Consider the following 22,562-nt stretch of genomic DNA (forward strand, 5'->3'; position numbering starts at 1 on the left):
CGGCTGTTTTTGGAAAAACAGGCCGAAAACAGAATACCTCTCCACCCTCCTGTGCCTTGAAACCGGTAATCTTTAAAAGCAGGCAGTGTCTCTACCCCTCTTTCTTATGTTGCCAATAGTGATTGCCCAATGCAGCTCTGAAACTGCAAATTGTTCCTGCACTCTGTAGAAGCTATTCCAGATGGGTGAACGTTGCGTAAAACGAGGAGCGAACCACTCCACAAAATTACCTAGACAACAAAGCAGAAACCCTTTGTGGCCACCCATTTCTTAAAGCTGGGTTCTGTCATCAACCTGCTCCCTAAGCCACCGTCACCATTCCTGACAGAAACGAACATAGTCTTTGGGTTCCCGTAAGCACCTAGCACATAACTTGTTTAGGCCAAACATGTACCTGCTATGAAAAAGAGTATTACACTGTTTCTGTCACTTGTCGCCTCCTTCACAGCCCTCTGCCAGGATTTTCCGGTGGAAGGGAAAAAGAATCACATTGTCTATAGGGGGAATAAAAGAGATACGGTCAAAATAGACTATGACCTGAAGCCGAAAGTCAAAGAATGGCTCAAAGAAAATAAAGAAAAAGCCCATGGCTTTACCTTTCACCCAGAATCCAACACCTATACCGGCACCTTTCATACTGTGCTTAAATATGTTGATGCACAGGGGGTGGAGCAGCGGTATCCGTTGTATTTCACCATGAACCTTGCAGTGGTAGAAAGCAGCGTCCTGAAAGAGAGCACCTACAGATATGAGCTCAAAGATTTTCAAGTACTGGGTAAAAAAAGGAAGGCGTTTCCCGCCGAACAGCTTTTGATCAACGGGGAGAATGATAAAAAAGACCAGATACCCGCTGAAAAATTACATGAGATACAGCTACAGGCCACCACTTTTATAGACAACCTGTTGGAGAGCCTCCACAAGAAGATGCTGGCCAGGGCAATTGCCCAAAATTAGCAGCCCCACCTCATTGTTTCTTTGCAGTAAATTTATGAAAGGGGAACGCTTCTTTTGCATTGGTTATAAATCCCGCCCCCTTGTAGTTCATTTTCTAACCACTGGCAATCAAATTAAACTAGAAGTCATTTCTTAACCACTTCGGTAGGACTTGCAGCTTTCTACAACACAAATAATGTCTTTTGTTTTTGGCCTGTTTTTAGAAAAGCAGGCTAAAAACAGAAAAAGGCATTGGGTATAAACCATTGATGAGACAGCTTCTTAACAAGAAGGCCCGGCAGACTACATCTGCCGGGCCTTCTTGTTAGGATAAGTTTTACCTTGGAGCAATTCTAACCCATAGATGCGTGAACAAAAAAAGGGGTAGGCTATGATATGCCTACCCCTTTTTTGTTCGCATAGATTTCAATATCACTAGATGGTATCAGTCACCACTAACAGGGCGTAGATCATACCTGGTATGTAGAATAGCAGGGTAAGCAAAAGGCTGATCCAGAAGCGGGAAGTGATGCCTTCATACAGACCAACGGCCAACGGCGGTATCAGAATAGCCAGTATAATCATAAGAATATTGCTGGAGGCATTGGCATCACGAAGGGTATTTTTTACCTCTTTCCTGAATTCGCGTTTCTCTGCTTTGGTCATGGAAGCCAGTTTTTCTTTGGCCATCACCAGCACCTCTTCTTCCTTGATAGTTTTCTTCTCAGCCGGGGCAACAGCCGGTTTCACCAGTGGGGCTTTGCTTTCAGAAAGGTTTCTTTTTTCAAAGAGCACAGGCTTGGGGGCTTCGGCACTGGCTTCCAGATGGGCTTCTGCCTCTAGCAGTGATTGACTCTCTGTGACAGAGGCCAGCTGCTCAGCAGCCGGGGCTGGGGCGGCTTGCTCCATCTCTGGGGTGGCTGCCGGCTTGGCTTTTGTTTTCTGGTAATAGTCTGGCTTGGTAGCTGAGAAGCGGTAGTACTCTGCAGTACTGCAAGAGAATAAAAATTGCCCTACGGTGAGTACTGCAATCAACTGTAGTAGAACTTTTGACTTCATAAAAAAAGAAATAAGGGTTAAACAAAAAGTATAGCCTTCCCCCTCTTCCTTTCTGCCGCGTTCATGAAGGCTACTTCTTTTACTCCCCTTTTGCCAGATAGTTCTACTGCCCTTTAAACTTTCTTCAATTTTTTATTAACATTCAAAAGTTTTGGAGCTTACTAGTTCATCCTCTGTCATGTTGAACGGAACCAGATCCCAAACCTGTCCTTCTACCTTTACCACCTTGGCACCAACTCTTTATAAAACCCAGAAAACTGGCTGTCAGGCCTTTATGACTCACTTGTCAGGCCTCCGCAACTTCTACAAAACTTAGCACCTTCATCATCATGGAAGAGGGCAGCCCTTGCGGGGCTGCCCTCTTCCATGTTTTGCAAAGGGTGAAAACTACGCAGTCACTTTTCTTTCAATGTCCCTCAGGTTTTCCATTTTTTTGTTTCTCAGGAAGCCGTTAATGTCCTCAAAGTGCTCTTTTATGCGTTTGTTGCCAAACTCAAACACTTTTTCAGCTAAACCGTCCAGAAAATCACGGTCATGGGAAACCAGGATTAACGTACCGTCAAAGGCTTTGAGGGCATCTTTCAGGATATCTTTGGTTTTAATGTCCAAATGGTTGGTGGGCTCATCCAGAATCAGCAGGTTTACCGGCTGCAACAGAAGCTTTATCATGGCCAATCTGGTCTTCTCGCCCCCAGAGAGCATTTTCACCTTCTTGTCAATGGCATCACCACTGAACATGAACGCGCCCAGGATGTCTTTGATTTTGGTCCTGATTTCCCCCACGGCAATTTGGTCTATGGTCTGGAAGATGGTAAGGTCTTCATCCAGCAAGGCCGCCTGGTTCTGCGCAAAATACCCGATCATGGAGTTGTGCCCTAACTGAAGCTGCCCCTCATAGTCAATCTCGCCCATGATGGCTTTAATCAGCGTAGACTTCCCTTCCCCGTTCTTCCCTACAAAGGCCACCTTCTGGCCCCGCTCAATGGTAAGGGAAGCGTCCTGAAACACCGTATGCTCCCCGTACTTCTTAGTAAGGCCGTCTACAATAACGGGGTAATTCCCGGAACGGGGCGCTGGCGGAAACTTCAGGTTCAGGGCAGAAGTATCTACCTCGTCTACCTGAATGATTTCAATCTTCTCCAGCATTTTCACCCGTGACTGCACCTGCAGGGTTTTAGAGTAAGTTCCTTTGAAACGCTCAATGAACGCGGTGATTTCTGCTATCTCTTTTTGTTGATCATCATACTGGCGCTGCTGCTGCTCCCGCCGCTCTTTGCGCAGCTGCAGGTACTGGGTGTATGGCACCTTGTAATCATAGATCCGGCCCATGGTCACTTCAATGGTACGGTTGGTGATATTGTCTACAAAGGCTTTGTCATGGGAGATGACTATCACCGCTTTGGCGTTGTTTACCAGAAAATCTTCCAGCCACTGCACAGATTCAATGTCAAGGTGGTTGGTAGGCTCATCTAGCAGAATCAAATCTGGCTTCTGCAACAGGATCTTGGCCAGCTCAATGCGCATGCGCCAGCCCCCGCTGAATTCCCGGGTGGAACGGGCAAAGTCTGGTCGCAGGAAACCAAGCCCCAAAAGGGTCTTTTCTACTTCGGCGTCAAAGTTGATCTCCTCAATGGAATAGTATTTTTCACTCAGCTCTGAGACCTCTTCAATGAGTTTCATGTACCCGTCAGACTCATAGTCTGTACGCGTCTCCAGTTGGGTGTTCAGGTCCTCCATCTTCGCCTTCATCTCCAGGATATTGGCGAAGGCTTTAGACGCCTCTTCAAACACGGTGCAGTTGTCTTCTGTGAGCAGGTGCTGGGGCAGGTAGGCAATGACCGCATCTTTGGGCGCAGACACTTTGCCTTTGGTGGGCTTGTTCACCCCGGCAATAATTTTCAGGAGGGTTGATTTTCCGGCCCCGTTCTTCCCCATGAGGGCAATGCGGTCGGTTTCATTGATATTGAACGTTACGTTACTGAAAAGCGCTGAGCCGTTGAACTCAACAGATACTGCGTCAACTGAAATCATCTTTTTGGGAAAATAAGGACGCAAAGATACTATTTAGTTCCCCTTGTTGTATATTCTTCACTTGCAGATAGAAACACAGGGGAAGGAACTCAGCACCCATACCTTCTCAATATCCGTTTTGGGGCTGTTTTCTGAAAAACAGCCCCAAAACGTCAAGCCTGCAGCTCGGCCTGTAACTGGCTGGATTGCATTTCCTCTAAGATAAGGGCAATGTCTTCCTGCTTGAGCGGCTTGTGCAGGAGCCGTTGCACCAGCGGGAACTCATTGCATTTTTCCAGATCAGACTTGGCCAACGATGATGTTAGAATATAGAACCTGCTGGTCTGCGCTAAGACAGGGGTGTACGGCTCTAACGCTTTTAAAAACTCCCACCCGTTCAAGACCGGCATCTCTAAATCTAAAAATACCAGCATGGGGGCTTTATGCGGAAGGGCCTGCACCACGGCCAGGAACGCCTCTTCTGCAGATCCAAAGGGAACCACCTGAGCACCCAGCCCTTCCAGGGATAGTAGTTGTTCTGTCAGAAAAAGACTGATGGGATCATCATCAATTAAAAATGTTTTCATGGGTATGCTTAACTCAGGGTGATTATAAAACGGGTTCCTTCATTCAATTTACTTTCAACGGCAATCTTCCCACCCATGGCCTCTACCTGGGTTTTCACAAGGTAGAGGCCTATGCCCCTGCCCTGTTTGTTTGTATGAAACCTCTTATAAAGTTTAAAGACATTGTTCCCGGCTTTTGCCTGGTCAAAACCAGTGCCGTTATCAGAGAAAATGATAGTCTTCCCCTCAGGAATGTGGTAAGCTTTGACTTCAATTTGCAACGGCCTGTGGTCTGACCGGTATTTGATGGCATTGGAGATGAGGTTATAGAAGATGCTGAACAGGTAGGCGCGGTCTGCCTTCACTGACAGACCAGTCTCTATGTCAAACCGCATGGAACCGCCGCAGCCGCTCAATGACTCCTGAAAATTCTGCCAGGCCTGCTCACAGATATCAGCCAGACTCACCGGTTCTTTTTCAAGCACCTCCTGTTTGTCTCTGATGGAAAGCACCAGACTCAGGTCCCTGAGAATGGTGTCTAATTTAAATACGCTTTTTTTGAGGTTGGCCAGCGCCTGTTCAAAGACGTTAGAGGTTTTGTCTACTTTGGTGAGCAAATCTGCCAGGCCCAACGCATTGGCCACTGGCGCCCGCAGGTTATGTGACACAATGTAGGTAAACTGTTGCAGGTCTCTGTTTTGGTGGAACAGGTCCTGGGTCATTTTAATCTGGCTGGCCTCAATCTCTTTTCTGAAGGTCACATCTGTTTGTATGGTGATGAACTTTGCAATCTGCCCATTTTCATCTAAAACCGGGGTGATATCCAGGTTCAGCCAAATCTTCTCCCCGTTTTTGCAGTAATTGAGGACTTCTTCAGAAACGGGCTGCGCAAGCTTCAGTTTTTCTAACATCTGATCTAGCACATGCCCGTCTGTCTCCGGCCCCTTTAACAGCTCTAAGGGAAATTCACCCACTACCTCCTCCAGCTCATAGCCCGTGATATTGGTAAAGGCCTGGTTAATCCATTCGGCCCGGCCTTCTGCATCTGCAATCATAACGCCGTTGCTAGTCTTGCTGGCTACCAGAGAGAGCTTTTCCAACTCCTGGCGTGACTTTATCTGCTCTGTGATATCTGAGAAGTAAACTGACAGCCCCTCTTCAGAAGGATATGCTTTTACTTCTAACCAAGCTCCCAGCTTCTCCAGGAAAGCCTCAAAATGCACCGTGGTTCCCGTGGCCATGGCATACTGGTACTGCCTGTAAAACTGCCCGCCCAGGTCCTCAGGAAACACATCCCATAAGTTTTTACCTAATTGGTCTCCTCCTGGGGAAAGGTTGAGGAGTTGTCTGAACTGATCGTTGATAAAGATAAAATTCCAGTGCTTGTCAACGGCGAAAAAAGCATCTGTTATGCTTTCAAAAACATTTTTCAACTCAGACGCCTGTTTCTGAATGGTTCTTTGGGCCAACGCCACCTCTGAGACATCCCGTAAAACAGCATACACCGCCATTACTTCTTCCCCCACCACAATAGGGATTTTGCTCAGGTGTAAGATAACTTTTTGCCCGCTCCCCCCCGGCAATTCTATCTCACAGGAGACTTTATTCCCCTCAAAGGCTTCCCGCAGTTTCTGCTCACAAACGGGGGCCACCTCGGGGGGCAAAAATTCAGACTGGTGCCTGTTCACCACTTCCTCCTTTGACAAGTGCAGCGTGTCCAGAAAAGTGGGATTGGCTTCTAGAATGTTCCCGTTCCGGTCTTCTACCAGAATCATATCTGGGTTATTCTCAAACAGAGCCCTGAATTGCTGCTCACGTTGCTGCAGCTGCTCCCTATGGTAGATTCTCTCCGTTATTTCCCGTGAGCTTAGCACCAGCGCATTGATATAGGGGTTCTGCAACTGATTTCTCCCAATGGTTTCTACCCACACCCAGTTGCCGCTTGCAGTCTTACATCTGAATTCAATGACAGAGGTATTCTCTTCTTCTGAAAGCTGTCGGAAAATATCTAAGATCCTGGGCTGGTCTTCTGGGTGCACAAAACTTAAGACATTTCTGCCAAGCAACTCTTCTAACCCATAACCCAGCGTGCGAAAAACAGCTCCCCCGCAGTGAAGGATCCCTCCCTGTGGGTCTACCAGGGCAAACATATCTGCTCCGCTTTCCATCAACGCCTTGTGAAGCTCCTCCTGCTTGCGAAGCTGTTGATGGGTTTGGCTCTGCTCTGCTGTCTTACGCCCTATACCAAAGTGCGCCTGATCTTCTTCCAGCCAGGAGAAAGACCATATCAGGTTAACTGGCGCACCATTTCTCTGTAGTAAACAATTCTCTAAAAAGTCTTTGGGTGTCTTTCCATTCTCTATCTGCTCCAGGTATTGCCCGGTCTTCTTCTGATCACGCGGGTGCACATGGGTTATGAAAGAGGTGCCTTCCAATTCTTTTGAATCATACCCTAGAATGGGAACAGCAGCTTCACTGACTTGTAGAATGTTACCGTCTATACCAATGGCACAAATTAAGTCAAACCTATTGCACATGATTTGATCCCTTACATTGAAAGCCATAGTACTCCTATTGGTATATTTACAGTTTTCCTGTTTGATTTTTTATAAAATAAATAGTTTTATAAAGATAGCTCTGTTATTTATTTAAGTCAATAAACTATTCTATAAATTGAATTTTAACTATACATAATCATATTTTATCCATTTCAAGCACCTCCTATAAACGTTATTTTTATTATGTTTAGTAATTGCACTTTAATAATCCTTCTCCATTATCAACCATAATACTGGCTTTAAAAACTACGGCATCAGGAGCCATTTAGGTAACTATGTTTATCATAAAAAAAATGAAGTATTACTGTCTTTTAAGGCAGGTAGAAGTAAGAGAAAGATTAGTGGACACTTTATTTGATGAGTTTCCGGTTCTGTTTTAGGCCTGTTTTCTAAAAAACAGGCCTAAAACAGAATACCCTTAACAGAGACATAAGCGGTTGGCCCACAAGTGACGGGTCTAATTGACAGCGGCTGTCCCCAAGAACTACAAAGCGTTTTTATGCCTTCAGATTGCCAATGGCTTTCTTTAAGACTAAAAAGCCTGCCAATCCGCTGATAAGGGAGGCCACCAGAATAGCAAACTTGGCATTGGTCTGCCATTCCTGGTTACTGAAGGAAAGCAGCGCAATAAAGATAGACATGGTGAAACCCACGCCAGCCAATAGCCCCACCCCCAGCATCTGCCCCCACTGCACCCCCTCAGGAAGACTGCTGATCTTAAGTTTCACCGCCAGCCATGACATTACCAAAATGCCCAAAGGCTTGCCCAGGCACAGCCCCAACAGAATACCCAAGCCTAGTTTGTTTGTTAACCCCTGCAGCATTCCGGCCTCAAACTGTATGTTGGTATTCACAAATGCAAAGATGGGCATGATCAAGAAATTGACCGGCTTTACAATGGCATGCTCCAGCTTCTCCAGCGGACTTTCGTCGGCGGTGGGGTTGGTAGGTACCGTAAGGGCCGTCAGTACGCCAGCAATAGTGGCATGAACCCCTGAGTGGTGCACAAAATACCACATGACGGCTCCGGGGATCAGGTAAAAGACCAGGCTTTTGATACCCAGTTTATTGAAGACAATGAGTAAGGCAAAGATTCCCCCAGCATAAAGCAGCGCATCTACATGCAGCTCTTCTGAATAGAATACGGCAATCACTACAATCGCCACCAGATCATCTACAATGGCCAGTGCGGTTAAGAATATGCGGAGGCCCAAGGGCACCCGCCGGCCTAAAATAGAGAGAATGCCTATGGCAAAGGCAATATCAGTAGCCATTGGAATTCCCCAGCCGGCTGCGGTTTCAGAGTTGTTGTTAATGGCATGGTATATCAAAGCGGGCACAACCACCCCGCCTATGGCCGCTAAAACGGGCAAAGACGCCTGCCTGACAGAAGCAAGCTCCCCTTCTATCAGCTCCCGCTTAATCTCCAGGCCTACCAGTAAAAAGAAAATTGCCATTAAACCGTCATTCACCCACAAAAGCAGGGAGTACTGAAGGTCTATCCCGGCCGGCCTCCCCCCTATTTCAGTGGCAAGAAGCGTTTCCAGTTGGCTGCTTAAAGGAGAATTGGCAACAAGAAGAGAAACCGCTACAAAAAACAGGAGAATGAACCCTCCTGCGGAGGCTGACCTGAAGAAATTCTTAAAAACTGTTAAATTGATGAATTGACGGATCATAAAGAATGGATTGAATTGTACTGAGGCACTTGCTTCTCCACTTCCCTTTCCCTCCTGACCTATCTTCTAAGGTACTCTGTCCTAGCCAAAACGTTACGCTTTCGCCTTGATTCAAAAGATAATCCTAGTTTTTGAGAAGCTTTTGCAAAACACTGTTATTTAATTGTTGCCTGCTTTTGCAGAAGCCGTAGCAGTACGCCGTTAGTCCAGCCAAACCCATCTTGGTTAGGGTACTCTCCCCCACCGCCCTCTTCACCAGCAACCTCCACGTTATATTTCTCGGTTAGTTTACCGGTACGCTGGTACACCTGCACATTCTGCTCAACCCAACGCTGGGCAATGGTATTGGCGAGTGGGTGATGCTTGTATGCCCTTAACCCTTGAATGCTCATCCATTGCAGCGGGGCCCATCCGTTTGGGGCATCCCATTGCTGGCCCGTATGGTTCAAGGTGGTGGCAAGCCCCCCCTGCTGCAGAAATTCATCCTTTAAACGTTGGGCCACCGCCTCGGCCTGGGCTTTTGTGGCGATGCAGAAAAACAGAGGCGCCACCCCGGCCAGGGTAGCCACGTTTGACGTAGTTTGCTTTTTCAAATCATAGTCAAAGAAAAACGCCCCGGCCTCACTCCAGCAGTATTTTAAAATTGCGTTTCTGCGGGCTTCTGCCATACGCCGGTAGTGACGCTCCTCAGACTTGTTATCTTGCAAATGGGCCATATCTGCCAGCGTGAGCTCCATGTGGTAGAGTAGGCAGTTTAAATCAACCGGTACCAACTCCGTTGTCCTGATGGTAGCAAGGCTTTTACCATCTCCAAACCACCTGCTGCTAAAATCCCAGCCAGATTCTGCGGCGGCTCTCAGGTCCCGGTACACCTCCTGCTCGTTTCGGCCGGAGGCGTGGGCCACCTCTACATCTTCCTTGTAGGCTTCTGGCCTGGGGGAAGGGTCATCATCCCAGTACCGGTTTAGGATGCTCCCGTCTGGCAGCCTGACCACCCTTCTATGGGCTGGGTTCTCACTGCTCAAACTTTTGGCCCCCTCCATCCAGAAGGCATACTCTTTCAAGAGCACGGGAGCGTAAGACGTTAAAACCTCCCGCCCTTTTTCCTTCGCCAGAATTCGCAACATCAAAGCAAAGAAGGGCGGTTGAGACCTGCTTACATAGTAACTGCGGTTGCCGTTGGGAATATGCCCAACAGTATTGATCAGGTAGGCGAAATTATCTACCATGTGCTGGATAAGCGCTACCTCCCCGCTCTCCTGGAGCCCCAGCATGGTAAAGTAGGAGTCCCAATAGTAGATTTCCCTAAACCTTCCGCCAGGAACCACATAGGGCTTGGGCAACGGAATCAGGGAACTCTGCTCAGGGCTGGGCTGCCGGGTGAGCACGGGCCAAAGGCTTTTTATATGGTCTGCCACGGGTCTACTGGGGTCTGATTGGAAGTTGGTGGCAAAGGCGGGCGGCATCTCAAAATAGGTCAGCACAAAGCCTTTCAGGTCAAACCCTGCTTTACTTTTTTCCTGTTCATACGCCTGCAGGATTTTCTCAGGAGGTGCCTTGGGAATACAGTCAGTGAACGTTTTAGAATCTGGAAAGACCGGCTGCAGCTGAACTGCCTTAAACAACGGGCCCAACTGCTCATGTGGCCTGTATTGAGCCAAAACCCCTGCTTGCAGGCTGGCCCAAAGCAATACGGGAAGTATAATTCTAAACAGGAAAAACAGACGGGTAAAAGACGCGGCAGAGACAATGTGCTTCATGTACTTGAGGTAGTTTGCTCCACTATTGTACGCACAAAGCCTTCTTTCCGGATATAATCTGGGTATCACGCCAGGCAAACGGGTTCTGTTTTCGGGCTGTTTTGCAAAACAGCAAAACAGAACCCGCTCCAAACTTCATTATGGCGTAAGATCAGCCTAGCTGAAAAGTGGAACTACCTTTCATGCAGCAACCGGTCAATGTCTTGAATTTTGCCAAAAACCACCAGAATGTCTCCTGCCTCAAAGACGGTGTCACCACTCACCACCCCCAAAACGGTTGGCTTAGGCTGGGACCGGCCAAAGATGTTCCGGCTCTCCTTGTTGCGCAGAATGGTCAGCACGTTGACCTGGTAGCGCGCCCTGAAGTCTGACTGAGCTATGGTTAAGCCCACATACCGCTCAGGCACGGTGGCTTCAATGATGTTGTAGTCTTCTGCCAGGTCAAACGAATCAATCACCCCGCGCATCTCCAGCTTCTTGGCCAGCCGCTCTGCACTTTCCTGCTCCGGCCTGATAATCTGATCTACCCCTATGGCCTCTAACACGGTCTGGTGCAGCGGAGAAATGGCACGGCAGATCAGGCGTTTCACCTGCAACTGCTTAAAAATAGCGGTAGCCATGACAGAAGCGCCTAAATCCTCGCCTATGCCCACCAGCACCACGTCTGTCTCAGCGGTAGGCAAGGTAGAAAGCGACTGGAAATCACTGGCATCCAGACAAACCGTGTGCGTCACCTGGTCTTTGTAGAACTCCACCTTCTGCATATCCCGGTCCACGGCAATGACCTCATGCCCCATTTCGGTGAGCCGGATGGAGAGGGAGGACCCAAAGTATCCTAATCCTATGACAATGTATCGCATAGCGCAAATTTTTACGTGATAATGATGGTTTCTGTGGGATAGCGGTACCGCAGCGTTGAAACCTTTCTCAACAAACCAATGATGAGGGTCAGGGTGCCCACTCTCCCTAAAAACATGGTTACAATCAAAACAACTTTGCTGGGGGTGCTCAACAGGGAGGTGATCCCCACTGAAAGCCCCACCGTGCTAAAGCCTGAAAAACACTCAAAAGCCACGGCCGCCAACCCCAGCTGCGGGTCAAAGAGCGTCACCAGGAAGACAGAAAGGCCAATCACCAGCAAGGACAGCAGAATGATGGCGAAAGCTTTGTAGACAGACTCCTGCTCAATTTCACGCCTGAACACCTCTACCCGGTCTTTGCCCCGGGCCAGGCTGATAATATTGAGAATGGCAACTGCAAACGTGGTGGTTTTAATACCGCCCCCCACAGAGGCAGGGGAAGCCCCTATCCACATTAAAAGGAGATACAGCAGAACCGTGGGAGCGGTCAAGGCCGCCATATCAACGGTATTGAAACCAGCGGTACGGGGAGTAACCGACCCAAAAAATGCCCCCACTATCTTACCGGCCAATGTGTGCTCTGCCAGGGTGTTGTTGTATTCCAGCAGAAAATACAGCACCATGCCCACCACCAGCAGCACCAGCGTGGTGATTGTGACCAGAAGGGTGTTTACATTCAGCACCCGCGGAGTATGCTTTACCGTTCTTTGATTACGGAATCTGTTGTACAGGCGAAGGAACAACTGCCGCACAAACCGGTACAGGTTAAAAACAATTGGAAACCCTAACCCCCCCATGATCACCAGAAAGGCAATAACCAACTGCAGCGGGTAGTTAAACCGGATCATGGGGTCATAAAGCCCCATGCTGAGGGTAGAAAAGCCGGCATTACAGAAGGCAGAGACCGCATGAAACAGTGAAAAGCTGATCCTGTCTGGCATCAGCTCACTGGACAGGGGTTCCAGGCAGAGATAAATCAAGCCCGCGCCCAGCAGTTCAATGCCCAGGGTAATGGTGACTATTTTGAAAAGGGTTCTGGTAATCTGGCTCAGGTTGTCTTCATTGAGCCAGTCCCGCATGAACAGTGAACTCTGCAGGGAGGAACCTTTGAAAAAGATCCCAAAGAAACTGGCAAAGGTCATAATGCCCAGCCCGCCCACTTGAATCAGAATAAGGATCATCACCTTGCCCGTAGGCGTAAACACCGTGGCCGTGTCAAGGGTGATCAAACCGGTCACGCAAACGGCGCTGGTGGCGGTGAACACCGCATCAATAAACGAAATACCTTCATACGTGGCCTGCGGCAGGAGCAGCAGACCGGTTCCCACCGCCACCAGAAAGACAAAACTCAGGATAAACAACTGCGCCGGATGAAAAGAGGGACGGTAGAAAAGCAATGTCTTCTTAGAGATCTCTACCAGAAAGACATAGAAAATAACAAAGTAGATGACTTGCTCACTGTCAAAGAACCGCAAGAGGGTACTGGCACTGGTGATCTGATTCTTCAGTATAAAACGGGCAATGACCGCCACTGCCATAAAAGACAGCAACAAACCTTCAAAAATAAGGGAAGGGCGTCTGGACAGCTCCTTCCGCATGAGGTAGGTTCTCACCCCCAAACTTCCCAGAACTGTCAGGAAGAAGGCATGGTAAAAGTAATGAAGCAGCGTTGAGGAGGACTCTTCCTTTTCAAAGCCAATGTCATACAGAAAAAGCAACAGCCCGAAACTGCTAAAGTAAAGAAGGAACGAATCAAGAAAAGACACTATGCGGGGCGACTGGCCCAAAATGGCCAGTGTGGGGGAGTGTTTTATCCTGTCCTGCTTATTCTTCATGCTTTAATATATAACGAAAATAATGGCGCGGGTGGCCAGGGGCCCGTATTTGTTTTAACTGTACCCTTAACTAAATAGTAATGCACTTTCTGTGCCTCTTTTGAGCCCCATACCTGCATTCTGAAGGTGATCAAAAGTTCTGGAAGCCCTCTCGTAACGACTTGGGCATTGCTTTACGAGTTTTACTGGACAAGGAATGTCTTTCGTTTTTGGCCTGTTTTTTAAAAAGTAGGCCAAAACAGAAAAGAAAGCTGGCCTACTCCAGGCTGGTGACAACTTCCAGGCAGCCTTACGGATTTCTATTGCCGCGCAACGCCCAACATGCCCTACTTCTTAGACGTTACCCAAAAGGCATTTAGGCAAATGTAGGCAAAGCAGAACATTTTTACCGATTGCCAGTAATTTAAATGCAACCACAGAACCTTAAACCGAAAAACTATGGATACTTATAACCTTCGCCCGGAGAACATGCGGGCCCCAGAACACTTAAACGAGAAGGAGGCCAGACAAAGTTTAGAGGAACTGGACGCCAAGATAAAAGTGCTGAAAGGCCGGGCCAACGCCACCACCGCCGACTCTAACCACACCTACCATGAGCACATTTCGGCCTTAGAGGCCAAACGCACTCTGATTGCGCAAAAGCTAGAAAGCTCCTCTACGGCCACTGAGAGCACCTGGCAGGAAATCAAGAAAAGCCTGGAGGAGCTAGGCGAAGGAATCAGGAAACTCTTTTAAAATCCTGGGAACAGGCAACTCTTTTTATACGGTTAAAACTCTCAGTTTCTGTTTTAGGGCTATTTTCCTAAAAACAGGCCAAAAACAGAAACCTGTAGGCTAGCTCAGAGAGCCAGGCTGGCCATTACAGTAACAGGCGTTCTACCTGGGACTACACTGTAGTTAGCCGTAAACTTAAAAAATGAAATGATACAGGATTCTTTGATTATCCCTCAAAGACACGAGCGATTCATTAAAAAGATTTGCGAAACAGATATTGTCATTGGACTTGAAAGTGAAGAAGGGTTCGCTACGTCAAGCTCAAACGATTACGAGGACGAGGATGAAAATCCTATACAGATGATTTGCTTCTGGTCAGAAAAGGCATTGGCAAAGGCATGCGCTAAGGACGGATGGGCAAACTATACACCAACTGAAATACCTCTCTCAGAATTTTTGGAAAACTGGTGTGTAGGCATGAACAATGACGGACTTCTGATAGGGACTAATTTTGACCAGAACATGTTCGGCCATGAAGTTGAGCCATTTGACCTTATACTTGAAATAATAGCGGAATTGAAAAGCTCTGGCAAGAACCTTGACTTGCAAAAATTTGAAAAAATAGAAGACTTGGAGACGCAAGTCAAAGAATTGTAAAAAAAGCCTACCGCTAACAAGGTATAAACGTCACCCTTCGGCCAACGGCCTCGCGCGTTGTTCAAATTAGCCGTTAGAGCAGAAGACCCTAAAAAGAAGCAGGCGGAGATTTGATGAATCTCCGCCTGCTTCTTTTTGGTCAGCTAACTTTCCTTATTGCACGGAGTGCTGTTCCGTAATGATATTGAGAATATCTGAGGTCAGTGGTTTTGAGAAGAAATCCCTCACCTCTAGAAGGTTCTTGGCATGGGTAATGTCATTCTTATCTACGGCTGAGGACAAGACAAACAAAAGGCAGTCCTGGGTCAGGTGCTCAGGGAGCTTGCGGTATTCCTCAATAAACTCCCAGCCGTCCATACCGGGCATGTTGATATCCAGAAAGATAATCTCCGGAAAATCCTCCGGGTTTTCAGCCACAATCTTTGACAGGGTGTCTAGCGCCTCTTCTGCCCATAAAAAGCTGGATACCGATTCAGCAAACTGCTGATTTTTGATCACGCTTTCACACAGGAAGTTATGGATCTCATCATCATCAATCAAAAAGACTTTTTGATAGTTACTCATCTTTTGGTGGCGCTTGTAAAAATATCTTAAATGTTGAACCCTCTCCTACGGCACTATCCAGGTCTACCCAGCCGCCCAGCGTCTCTACCTGGGTCTTTACCATGTGCAGCCCCAGGCCTTTGCCTTCAATATACGGGTGAAACCGCCGGTACAGCCCAAAGACTTTATGCCGCTGTTTTGTTAAATCTATTCCCAACCCGTTGTCTTTCAGCAGCAGACACAAATAGGAATCTGAAAATACAGTTTTAATATGAATTTCCAAACGGCGATTAGGGTCTCTATACTTTATAGCGTTGGAGATCAGATTCAAAAAAATACTGTTCACATACCCTTTCACCCCCAAAACCTCTCTCCCCTCATAAAAATCTGAGGTAACAAGGGCATTACAGCCGCTAATTTGCAGGGCCAGGCTTTCCAGCACATCTTTGAGGCTCTCCTTGAGGTCTACCACCTCCATCTTCTGATCTGCCTGGCTTCTGATAGTGAGAATCTCATTTAAGTCTTTGATGGTTGCGTCTAACCGAAGGCTGGTTTTCTCCAGTTTACTGATCAGCACGCTATTGATAGGGTCAAGCGGATTTACCCTGTTGTAGAGGCTGGTAAGGCCTACTATGTTGGCTACCGGGGCCCTAAGGTTATGAGACACAATATAGGCGAACTGCTGCAGGTGTTTGTTTTGCCGTGCTGTTTCTTCTGTGAGGGTGGCTTTTTCCTGCTCTGCCTTCTTGCGCTCCCCTATCTCCCTGATGGAGGTAAAGCTGTAACTCTGCCGGTTGTAGACAAAGTGGTTCCAATGCATTTCTACCGGGTGCAGCTCCCCGTTGCTGGAGATGAGAAAAGTCTCTAATGTCAGGCTTTTTTGGTTCTCCAGCAGCTGCCAGTGCCCCTGCCACTCATTGGCCTCAAACATGGGGGCAATGTCAAACATGGTTAACTGCTCCAGTTCCTCGGCCGCGTACCCTAATAATTTGCAGCAGGCGCGGTTCACCCGTAGAATGCCTGAATCAGGTTTGACCCAGATAAATGCCTCAGATGCCCTTTCAATGGAAAAGTCAGAGAATTTAAGGCCTTCCTCTGCCTTTTTGCGGGCGGTTATATCACTCAGGCTCCCGTTGAGCCGTACCATCACGCCCTTTTCATCTAAGATAGCCGAGCAATGGGTGATAGCCCACTTCTCCTCCCCGTTGATTGTCCTGATCCGGTACTCCAACTGGAACTGTTCACTTGATTTTTTAATGTTGGGCAGGGCAGCCTCAAACAGATGACGGTCTGCCGGGTGAACCAGATTGAACCACAAGTACTTGTCCTGGTAGAAATCTTCTGGAGAATACCCTAGAATAGAATTGCATTGCGGGCTCACATAGATCATCTCCATGTTCCCGTTGAAAGAGAAAACTATTTCTACAATGTTGTTGAGAATGGTCTGTGCCTTTGTTTCTGATTCCCGCAACTGCAGTTCGGCCTGCTTACGGGCAGTAATGTCATTGGCCACCACTAACCGGCGGGCAATTCCTTTATCAGGGGGGAGCACGTGCGAGCAAACCTCCACAAACAACAAGGAACCGTCCCGTTTAAGGTGCACCCATTCGCCGGCATGGTTCAGGTCATTTCTCTGGCTGGAGACTTCTTTGATCAGGGCAGTAAGTTGTTCCTGGGGTCTGATGTCCTTAATGGTCATCTTCAGGAATTCTTCTTTAGAATACCCATACAGACTGACAGCTGAGTTATTGACCATTAAAAACCGCAGGCTGTCTGTATCAAACACCCACATTGGGAGCGGATTGTTTTCAAAGAGCAACTTGTAATAGTTTTCCCCCCCAAACCCAGCATCTCCTACAGTCCCGTCTATAAGGTCATGAGAAGTGGCCGCCCTCCTATTTTGCTTTGTGTTCCCCATCTGCTGGTGACCTTAAAAACTATACAAAGTTATATAGACAATTTTCTATTCTATGATAAAATACAGGGGGAATGTATTGTAGGCCGGTGAATTTACAGCCTTCTTTCAAGGCTAACAGAAGAGTAAAATTACTTCCCTTCCCCTGCTCCCTATTGAGGCTAAAAATCAACCGTGGTGTAAGTTATAATTTAACAGGTGTATTTAAAATAATATTAGTCTCTTTTCACTTTTTCTCCTGCTAACACCCAATTTTAACAAGGATATTTTAAAATGAGGCTCAGGAAGGAAAGGGGCTGCCCATTTTGCCTTCATGTTTTCTCCTATTTTAGGGCGGCCCATGTCAGGCTATGGCAATCACCCAAATAGAAGGCTGGAATGCTTTCCTGTTTTTGGCCTGTTTTCCCAAAAACAGGCCAGAAACAGAGCTCCCCCTACCCGTGCAGAACCATAACTCTTCATCTTGCATAAATGGGACAGGTTTTAGTAGTAAGCCTCCTCCCTTATAGCGTAAGCGGTAAGGAGCAGTAGCATTTGTGCAATCTGGCAAGGGGAGCAGCGCCCTCAGGGGTAGCTCAACTATTTCTTTTATAGGTTCTCCAGCTTTTGGAGGAGGTAAAACCTGTGTAGACAAACTCATCTTGAGCAGGAATATTCTTAAGAATAATGAAAAGAATCTTCTTTATTGCGCTTTAAATTCAAACAGAAAACAGGAACAGAGTTCAAGAGAGGTTGTAAAGGGAATGGCCGGTTATTGCTGAACAGGCTCTCTAAACCCTACCCAGGTGAACCGCTTGATCACAAATTCTGGGTTTGTGAAAGAAGCATTCCCAGCGGGGTTCCCCCCCGTCACGTGAAAGTCAGAGAAACTGGCGTTCTGGTTCAGGAAGATACCGCCGGTCAGGTTAAAAGACACCGGTGTACCCGCCAGCCCCATCTGGTCCATGATCAGCTCCTTCATCTCCTGATCAGTAGTGTACGCGCCGCATGAAATAGCACCGTGCTCTAACGCCATTTCCTTGGCCAACGCCACAGATTCTTGGGTGTTCTTTGTTTTAATGACCAGCGCAATTGGCCCAAACAACTCTTGGCTGTACACCTCTCTGTCCTCACTGTTCACTTCATAGAGAACCGGGGTGCAGATACGTGCCTTCTCAAAACTGGGGTTGCTGATCTCGCAGGTATCAAGCAGGCTGCGCCCTTTCAGGGAGCTTAACTCTTTCACCCGCTGTTGGGTCACCTGGTTCTGGATAGCCCCCAGCACATGCGGACCCGCCTTGGGGTTGTTAACCACCTGCGTAACGGCTTCACCTAATTTGGCAACCACCTCCTCATAAGGCACCTGCACACCGGCAACCGTTATACCACCCTCCGGAATGAAGAAGTTCTGTGGGGCCGTACACATCTGCCCGGAATATAAGGTTAAAGAGAAGGCCAGGTTCTGCATTACCTTGTCCAGGTCTTCAACAGAATCAAGAATCACTGAATTCACCCCGGCCTTTTCTGTAAACACTGTTTTTTTGGCAAGGCTTTCCAGGTAGTTGCCGAAAGCGGAGCCACCGGTGTAGTCAATTATTTTTACCAGAGGGTGCTCCGCCAGCTCTTTGGTGATGAGTTTTTCTGCAGGGTCAACGGCAAGTTGGCAAATGGCCGGATCCAGACCGCATTCTGCCAGCACCTTTTGCACCTCTGCCACCACAATGGCAATAGGCAAGACCGCTTTGGGGTGCGGCTTTACAAGAACGGGGTTTCCGGTGACCAAACTGGCATACATGCCAGGCACCGTGTTCCAGGTGGGGAAGGTGGAGCAACCAATAACCAGTGCCAGGCCTTTGGGTACCGGTTTCCAGGATTTCTGCAGCTTCAGGCTGTATTTTCCCATAGGCTTTTCCCATACCTGCTGTTCCGGGAAACGGGTCTGCTCCTCATACCCTGCCGCAACGGCCTCCAAGGCGCGGTCAGCGGCGTGCGGACCAGAGGCCTGAAAAGACATCATGAAGGCCTGCCCTGTAGTATGCATAGTGGCATGGGCAATTTCAAAGTATCTGCTTTTGACGCGCTCCAGGGTTTCAATGAGCAAGGCGGCTCTCTGTGCGGGAGTTACCTTGCGCCACGTGTCAAACGTGTTCTGCCCGTTCTTCACCAACGTCTCTACCGGGTAGTAAGGGTAAGAAACCCCAATGGGCGCCTGTTCATACGGAGACTCCTCCTGCCCAACCCAACCGGCCGGCTCTCCTTGCTGCAACTCATTGAAGTGTTTTCCTGTTAGTTGTTTGTAAGCTTCCAATCCGGCCTGGTCTGCTCCTTCGCCGTATATGGCGGGCGAGGGGTTCTCAGGGTATTGGGAAAAGAAAGTACGTTCATGAATGGCTTGAACAGCCCGGTCAAGAACAGTTTTATGTTTTGTCACCAGTTCAGGCAAGACAGCATTCTCATGTACGGTGGTAGTGGTCATAGATTTGAACAATTTATTGGTGATTACACGTACTCTTCAAAACTTAAATCTAAAACGAAAGTTATTAACTAACTACTAAACGTTAGCTTAATTTAAACCGCCTATTTCCATCATTTAACCTGTTAGCGACATAATCAAACTAAATATTTCCGCTCTACCTGATAAAAAATTTACCTTTCTGGTGATGAAGTCTCTATTCATTTTTTTTGCTGCCTTGTTATGGGCTGTTTTTGGGTTCTTCAGTCTGCCAGCCAAGGGGCAGTCACTGCAGAAGCCCCTGCCTTATACGCTGGTTTTCAAATTGAAACCTACGGCCTCTACGGCGCTTGCCAGAGCCTCAGAATCTAACTCTGTGCAGAAGGTACTGAAAAAAGTAAGTGCGCAGCCAGCCTTCCAAAAGTTTCCTGCCAATCAGGCTAATGCGAGAAGCAGTGCGCCAAAAAAAACAAGCATAGACCTTTCGCTCATTTATGAGCTGCACCACTCCCCTACCCACAGTTTTGAAGAGATTAGAAAGCAGCTGCTTGCCACAGGCCAGGTAGAATATGTAGAACGGCTAAACCACTATGAGCCACTCTATCAACCCAATGACCCCCACGCTGACTCAGTGTCTGGGGGGCAACGCCTCTATTTGAAGAAAATCATGGCCTATGCTGCCTGGGACATCACCAAGGGAGATCCGGAGGTGGTGATTGGCATTATAGACACTGGTGCCCGGCTAACCCAGGAAGACTTGGTTAACAAAGTAAAAGTAAACGAAGCGGACCCCATTGACGGAATTGACAATGACGGCGACGGATACATTGATAATTATAGAGGTTGGGACGTTGCTGACAATGACAATGACCCTACGGCAGATGCCAGCGGCCATGGTACTTCTGTAGCGGCAGTGGCGGTGGCTGAGGCAGATAATGGAAAAGGAATTGCCGGGGTAGGGTTCAATTGTAAGTTTTTACCCATCAAAGCGTACCCCTCAGTTGCAGGCATAGGAACATTTAAAGGGTATGAGGGAATTGTCTATGCCGCTGACCATGGCTGCAAAGTCATCAACCTCTCCTGGGGCGGGGCGGGGTATCCCTCTGCCTTTGAGCAGGACATCATCAACTATGCCGCCTTAGAAAAAGATGTGGTGCTTGTGGCCGCCGCCGGCAACACCAACGCCGAGCTTGATTTTTACCCGGCGTCTTACCAGAATGTTGTTTCTGTAGGTGGTGTCACCAAAAATGATGTTAAACACTCCAACCATACGTACAGCTACGCCATTGATATTGCAGCGCAGTCTTCAGAAGTTTTTTCTGCCTACAGTAGTGATGACAGCTCTTACGGGAATAACTCTGGCACCTCTATGGCCAGCCCAATTGTAGCAGGTGCCGCCGCTTTGGTTAGAAGCCATTTTAAGAATCTGACAGCATTGCAGGTGGGGGAGCTACTACGTGTCACCGCAGATGACATCTATACGATTGCTGCCAATGAGCCCTTTAAAGAAAAGCTGGGCACAGGGCGCTTAAATGTAAAAAGAGCTTTAACAGAGGTGAATGCAAAATCGGTTAGAATCCAGAAATGGAATTTGGCAGATCAACTGGCCCTCAAACCAGGTGACCAACTGCAGCTTTTTGCCACTTTCCAGAATTTCTTAGCCCCTCTTTCTGCCCTGTCTGTCAATCTAACCACCAGCAGCCCTTATTTACAAGTTGAAAGAGGCACTCAAACCGTAGGGGCCATGGCCACCCTGGCAACCGCCAGTAACACCTCAAGCCCTTTCCTTCTGAGGGTGGCACCCAATACGCCCCCCAACACAAAAGTGTCTATCAGATTTGGCTTTACAGACGGCACCTATACAGATTACCAGTATATCACCCTTTACCTGAATTCAGACTATATCACCACAGATGTTAACCATGTTCTGGCCACTGTTACCAGCCGTGGCAACGTGGCCTATGACGGGGTTAATTTTTTAGTAGGAAACGGTGTGAAATATAAAAACAGCTCCCTTCTTTTAGCGGAGGCAGGTCTGTTGATAGGATATTCGCCAACGCAGGTGTCTGATAATGTCAGAAATGAAAAGGGCGTCATTGACCAGGACTTTTATGCCACCTCAGTCTTCCAGAGAAAGTTTCCATCAGTACATGCAGACTTTGAGGCCTATAGTATACTAGAAGACTCCCTGAATGAGCGCAAGCCCTTGAGTGTGCAGATACGGCAGAATGTATTTGCCTGGGCAGAGGCCCCTCACCAGGATTTTGTGGTGCTGGAGTATATTCTTACCAACCGAACCGCTCAAAGGATTGAACAGGCTTTTGCCGGCATTTTCGCCGACTGGGATCTGGTGGCTTCCGGAAAGAATGTCACCGAGTGGAACAATGAGTTACAACTGGGTATTACCCGGCATGTGACAGATGCCAGTATTTGGGCTGGCGTTCAGCTGCTTTCCAGGAAAGCTCCGGGCTTCTATGCAATAGACAACACAACCTCTCCGGCCAACACCATTAATATCTCTGACGGCTTTAGCACCGCAGAAAAATACCAGGCTCTGTCTGGCGGGGTACAAAGGGAGATAGCCGGAAATGCAGACACCGGTAAGGATGTCTCTTTTATTATTTCCGCCCCAATTAAGGCCTTGGCCCCTGAGGCCCGGGATACCGTCACTTTTGCCCTGGTTTTTGGCAACTCCCGCAGTGAAATCTTAGCCCATGCCCAGGCCGCAACAGATAAGTACCGGCAAATGGTGGAAAGAAGAATCACAGGCTTGCCCACAGAGACCGCAACGCCGTCAGTCTCTGTGTTTCCCAACCCCACCACTGGTGAACTATTTATCTCACTGCCCGCCCCCCTACAAAACTCAGTTCAGTCTTTACAGCTCATTGATGCCCAAGGCAGAGTCGTTTTTCAGCTGCCAGCCCCAATCACCTTAAACACGCCCCTCAATTTATCTCATCTAAGCGCAGGGGTTTACTTTTTAAAAATAACCACACCTTCAAAACTCTTCACTAACCGCATTGTGCTCACTAAATAAACAGGTTC

General features: G+C 47.9%; 15 protein-coding genes. 4 read left to right on the forward strand and 11 right to left on the reverse strand.

What is annotated here, in order from left to right:
- Positions 1–399 precede the first annotated feature (399 nt).
- Positions 400–954 carry a hypothetical protein gene (locus tag A8O25_RS08285; RefSeq protein WP_066833447.1) on the forward strand — a complete coding sequence of 185 codons (555 nt, stop codon included), beginning with the start codon at positions 400–402 and terminating at the stop codon, positions 952–954.
- Positions 955–1,368: 414 nt separating this feature from the next.
- Here the strand turns inward: A8O25_RS08285 and A8O25_RS23775 are convergent, their stop codons facing one another.
- The 8 genes from A8O25_RS23775 to A8O25_RS08325 form a co-directional block, all read right to left on the reverse strand.
- On the reverse strand, positions 1,369–1,992 hold the full coding sequence (locus tag A8O25_RS23775) for a YqaE/Pmp3 family membrane protein (protein WP_241498967.1): 624 nt from the start codon (positions 1,990–1,992) through the stop codon (positions 1,369–1,371).
- A 387-nt stretch (positions 1,993–2,379) separates the two neighbouring features.
- Complete coding sequence (locus A8O25_RS08295; RefSeq protein WP_066833450.1) at positions 2,380–4,023, reverse strand: ABC-F family ATP-binding cassette domain-containing protein; 1,644 nt, start codon at positions 4,021–4,023, stop codon at positions 2,380–2,382.
- A gap of 152 nt (positions 4,024–4,175) precedes the next feature.
- A complete protein-coding gene (locus A8O25_RS08300) occupies positions 4,176–4,589 on the reverse strand; it encodes a response regulator (RefSeq protein WP_066833452.1) in 414 nt (137 codons plus the stop codon).
- 8 nt (positions 4,590–4,597) lie between these two features.
- Positions 4,598–7,132 carry a PAS domain-containing sensor histidine kinase gene (locus A8O25_RS08305; RefSeq protein WP_074987955.1) on the reverse strand — a complete coding sequence of 845 codons (2,535 nt, stop codon included), beginning with the start codon at positions 7,130–7,132 and terminating at the stop codon, positions 4,598–4,600.
- Positions 7,133–7,623: 491 nt separating this feature from the next.
- On the reverse strand, positions 7,624–8,802 hold the full coding sequence (gene nhaA / locus A8O25_RS08310) for a Na+/H+ antiporter NhaA (protein ID WP_066833458.1): 1,179 nt from the start codon (positions 8,800–8,802) through the stop codon (positions 7,624–7,626).
- Between the two features lie 155 nt (positions 8,803–8,957).
- Positions 8,958–10,562, reverse strand: coding sequence for an alpha,alpha-trehalase TreF (treF, locus tag A8O25_RS08315; RefSeq protein WP_082893524.1), 1,605 nt, complete (start codon positions 10,560–10,562; stop codon positions 8,958–8,960).
- 173 nt (positions 10,563–10,735) lie between these two features.
- Positions 10,736–11,422: a potassium channel family protein gene (locus A8O25_RS08320; RefSeq protein WP_066833460.1), complete on the reverse strand. Its 687-nt coding sequence runs from the start codon at positions 11,420–11,422 to the stop codon at positions 10,736–10,738.
- A gap of 11 nt (positions 11,423–11,433) precedes the next feature.
- Positions 11,434–13,257, reverse strand: coding sequence for a TrkH family potassium uptake protein (locus A8O25_RS08325; protein ID WP_153042655.1), 1,824 nt, complete (start codon positions 13,255–13,257; stop codon positions 11,434–11,436).
- Positions 13,258–13,695: 438 nt separating this feature from the next.
- Between A8O25_RS08325 and A8O25_RS08330 the strand changes: the two genes are divergently transcribed.
- Positions 13,696–13,992 carry a sll1863 family stress response protein gene (locus tag A8O25_RS08330; protein WP_066833463.1) on the forward strand — a complete coding sequence of 99 codons (297 nt, stop codon included), beginning with the start codon at positions 13,696–13,698 and terminating at the stop codon, positions 13,990–13,992.
- Positions 13,993–14,178: 186 nt separating this feature from the next.
- Complete coding sequence (locus tag A8O25_RS08335) at positions 14,179–14,628, forward strand: DUF2750 domain-containing protein (protein WP_066833466.1); 450 nt, start codon at positions 14,179–14,181, stop codon at positions 14,626–14,628.
- A gap of 153 nt (positions 14,629–14,781) precedes the next feature.
- Here A8O25_RS08335 and A8O25_RS08340 read toward each other — a convergent pair whose 3' ends face one another.
- From A8O25_RS08340 to paaN, 3 genes are all read right to left on the reverse strand, one after another.
- The gene (locus tag A8O25_RS08340) at positions 14,782–15,192 is read right to left on the reverse strand and encodes a response regulator (protein ID WP_066833469.1); all 411 of its coding nucleotides are present in this window, start codon (positions 15,190–15,192) and stop codon (positions 14,782–14,784) included.
- The gene (locus A8O25_RS08345; RefSeq protein ID WP_082893525.1) at positions 15,185–17,089 is read right to left on the reverse strand and encodes a PAS domain-containing sensor histidine kinase; all 1,905 of its coding nucleotides are present in this window, start codon (positions 17,087–17,089) and stop codon (positions 15,185–15,187) included. The genes A8O25_RS08340 and A8O25_RS08345 overlap by 8 nt, the downstream gene beginning before the upstream one ends.
- 748 nt (positions 17,090–17,837) lie before the next feature.
- Entirely contained in the window at positions 17,838–19,541 is a 1,704-nt protein-coding gene (paaN, locus tag A8O25_RS08350) for a phenylacetic acid degradation protein PaaN (protein ID WP_066833475.1), read from the reverse strand.
- Between the two features lie 184 nt (positions 19,542–19,725).
- On the opposite strand from paaN, the gene A8O25_RS08355 reads away from it, so the two are divergent.
- On the forward strand, positions 19,726–22,554 hold the full coding sequence (locus tag A8O25_RS08355; RefSeq protein ID WP_066833479.1) for a S8/S53 family peptidase: 2,829 nt from the start codon (positions 19,726–19,728) through the stop codon (positions 22,552–22,554).
- The last annotated feature ends 8 nt before the right edge of the window (positions 22,555–22,562 follow it).

The organism is Rufibacter ruber (assembly GCF_001647275.1).
Taxonomy (GTDB): Bacteria; Bacteroidota; Bacteroidia; order Cytophagales; family Hymenobacteraceae; genus Nibribacter; species Nibribacter ruber_C.